Here is a 3,145-nt window from a genome sequence, read left to right on the forward strand (position 1 = left end):
TGCTTGAGCAGGCAAAAGCCAACAGGCAGGATATCGTTATTTTCCCCGAAATGGCGGTCCCGGGCTATCTGATCGGCGATGAATGGGAAAACAGGGCGTTTGTCCTCGACTGCTACCGGTATAATGAGCAGATTGTTGACCATTCCCGTGGGATTACGGTCGTATGGGGGAATGTGGATATAGACGTGGAGGCCGTGGGGGAAGATGGACGCCTCCGAAAATTTAACACCGCTTTTGTCGCTCAGGATGGGAAGGTAGCGGGGCGGTTTCACAAAACGCTGCATCCCAACTACCGGGAATTCGATGATGACCGGCATTTCTACTCTGCCCGGAAGTTGTCCCGGGAGAAGGGGATAAAGATCGAGAATTTTTTGCAGCCTCTTCACATAGAGATCAACGACAGAAAAAGAAAAATCGGCCTCAGTTTGTGTGAAGATATGTGGAGTGATGATTATGCTACGGATCCCATCGAAACCCTCCTGGCCAACGGCGCGGAGTGTATCATCAACCTCTCCTGCTCTCCATGGACCTGGCGAAAAAATGACAAGCGTCACCGGGTGGTAAAAGATCGCCTGAAGGATCACCCGGTCCCGTATATTTATGTGAATAATATCGGCGTACAGAATAATGGCAAGAACCTCTTCCTGTTTGAGGGCAATACGACCGTCTACAACAGCGATGGATCGGTGCGCAAGATCGCCGGGGACTATGAGGAGGAGGTGTTACAGGTTGACCTTCAGAGCAATGGCGGGAAAAAACAAGAAAAAATGACGCCCTCGAGCCACCGGGATAATGAGGAGTTATTGAAGGGCCTGGTTTACGGGATCCGCAAGTTTTTTGAACTAATCCATGCCTCTAAAGCGGTCATCGGCATAAGCGGGGGGATCGACTCCTCACTGAGTGCCTACCTGCTCTGCCGGGCACTGGGACCCGAACAGGTATATGCGGTGAATATGCCCTCAGAGTTTAACTCGGAACTGACCAAGGGACTGGCACGGCAGCTGGCCGTGTCCCTGCAGCTCAACTATGCGATTGTCCCCATCCAGGAAGCATTCGAATTTACCGTGAAACAGCTTGACAACACAGCTTTTGAGCGGCTGGACGGTTCTGGCCGCAGGACCGAACTGGAGCTGCCTGCAATGGTGCGCGAAAATATACAGGCCCGGGACCGCGGAAGCAGGATACTGGCCGGTGTTGCTGCCGCCCTAAATGCGGTATTTGTGAACAACGGCAACAAGAGCGAGACGGCCACGGGATATGCCACCCTGTACGGGGACATCAACGGGGCTCTTGCCCCGATTGCAGACCTCTACAAGACCGAAGTCTATGAGCTGTGCCGTTACATCAACTCCAGGGAGGACAAGAATATCTTTCCGGAACCACTTTTTGAGATTCCGCCTTCCGCCGAACTGAGTGACGAGCAAAATATCGAGGAGGGCGAGGGCGATCCCTTTGTCTATCCCTATCACGACCGCCTGCTGAGAGCCTTTATCGAATTTCGCCGCGATCCGGAGGATATCCTTCAGTGGTATATCGACGGGAGCCTGGAGAACACGCTGGACATCGAAGGCGGACTGGTTTCGAGACTCTTTGACAGCCATCGGGACTTTATAGAAGACCTGGAGCATACCTGGAGGCTGTATAAAATAAACTTTTTCAAACGCATCCAGGCCCCGCCCATTATTGTGGTAAGCAAACGGGCCTTCGGGTTTGATCTCCGGGAATCGCAAATGGGGATACACTTTACTCGCCGCTATATAGATATGAAAAAAGCGTTATTAGAACAGAATAGTTGAGCACTCCACAATTTTTGGAAATATTTCATTTTTTTAGTCTGGATTTTTCCCCGGGGAATACGCAAGATTCAACCCAACAGATGGACCGATTTCGCAGTCTTCACCCAGGTTTTGCCCTACTCGCGGCCCCGGCAGCAGCCGGAAAGGGAGACGCGAGGTTTTACGCTGGCTTCTTTGGAAATGATATCGACCTCAAAAAACCGAAGTTATGTCCACTTCGTGCTGTCATACTGTTCCGGTGAATCCTTCTTTTTCTTAAATACGCGATGCCCGGCGCGGCGTTCAAAACGGGTGACAAACGACCCCTGTCCCTCCTGCCGCACAAAGCGTGCAATGCGTGCTACCAGGTAAAAAATTAAAAAAACAACGACCGCAGCCAATACCGTGGCCACGGGCTGTCCCGATATATTCAGGTATACCTGCTGAAGGTAGCTCACCCCTTCATTAAGATAGCCCATGACATAATTGACGGCGCCGGACCCGTATTTTTGATTAAAGTTTGCGGCCGTCAACGTGTTGTAATCATTTACTATTTTTCCGATTTCAGGGATGTTTTTAACCCACCAGACAATCTCGCGCACCGCTTCCGGGAATGAATAAAAGCCGGCTATCACCTTTGAAACAACTCCACCCTGTGCTGCCATGGCAATAATGGCCGCAAGGGAAGCCGCCAGCTTGAAACACAGTTCAAAAATAAAAAGAAACATATTTGCTATTAGACGCATACGACCTGAAATAAATTGTGATTCCCTGCTTACAATGCCTTAAATTCAGCTTCATTAAGCTATATAGAAAAAATTGTAAAACGAAACTAAACACAGGCATGCTGACAAAACGGATCATCCCCTGTTTGGATATTAAAGATGGTCGAACCGTAAAGGGGGTAAATTTCGAAGGTCTGCGCGACGCCGGCGATCCGGTGGAGCTGGCACAGCGCTACTCGGAGGAGGGGGCCGACGAGCTGGTCTTTCTGGACATAACCGCAACCAAAGAAAAACGAAAAACCCTGGTCAGGCTGGTGACACAAATTGCGCGGCGGATTGATATCCCGTTTACGGTGGGGGGCGGCATTGGCAGCGTGGACGAAATTGCGGATATCCTGCATGCCGGTGCGGACAAAGTATCCCTCAACAGTGCGATCGTACGAAATCCCGACCTGATTGACAGAGCGTCCCGGCAGTTCGGATCGCAATGTATCGTTGCGGCCGTGGACGCCAAGCGAACCGGGTCGCAGTGGACGGTCTACATTTCGGGGGGCTCAAAGAATACCGGCAAGGATGCCCTGCAGTGGATTACCGAAGCCGAGCGGCGGGGTGCGGGTGAAATCCTACTGACCAGCATGGACCGCG

Annotated in this window: 3 protein-coding genes; 2 read left to right on the top strand and 1 reads right to left on the bottom strand. The window is 51.4% G+C overall.

Going from position 1 to position 3,145, the window contains the following annotated elements:
- A partial coding sequence (nadE, locus tag ACESLU_RS13460; RefSeq protein ID WP_372639146.1) for an NAD(+) synthase occupies positions 1-1,796 on the top strand: 1,796 nt, incomplete at its 5' end.
- Positions 1,797-2,002: 206 nt separating this feature from the next.
- On the opposite strand, the gene ACESLU_RS13465 is transcribed toward nadE, so the two are convergent.
- Positions 2,003-2,503: a hypothetical protein gene (locus ACESLU_RS13465; RefSeq protein ID WP_372639147.1), complete on the bottom strand. Its 501-nt coding sequence runs from the start codon at positions 2,501-2,503 to the stop codon at positions 2,003-2,005.
- A 116-nt stretch (positions 2,504-2,619) separates the two neighbouring features.
- On the opposite strand from ACESLU_RS13465, the gene hisF reads away from it, so the two are divergent.
- Positions 2,620-3,145: imidazole glycerol phosphate synthase subunit HisF (hisF, locus tag ACESLU_RS13470; protein WP_372639148.1), on the top strand; the 526-nt coding region annotated here is incomplete at its 3' end.

The organism is Fodinibius sp. (genome assembly GCF_041642155.1).
Taxonomy (GTDB): domain Bacteria; phylum Bacteroidota; class Rhodothermia; order Balneolales; family Balneolaceae; genus Fodinibius.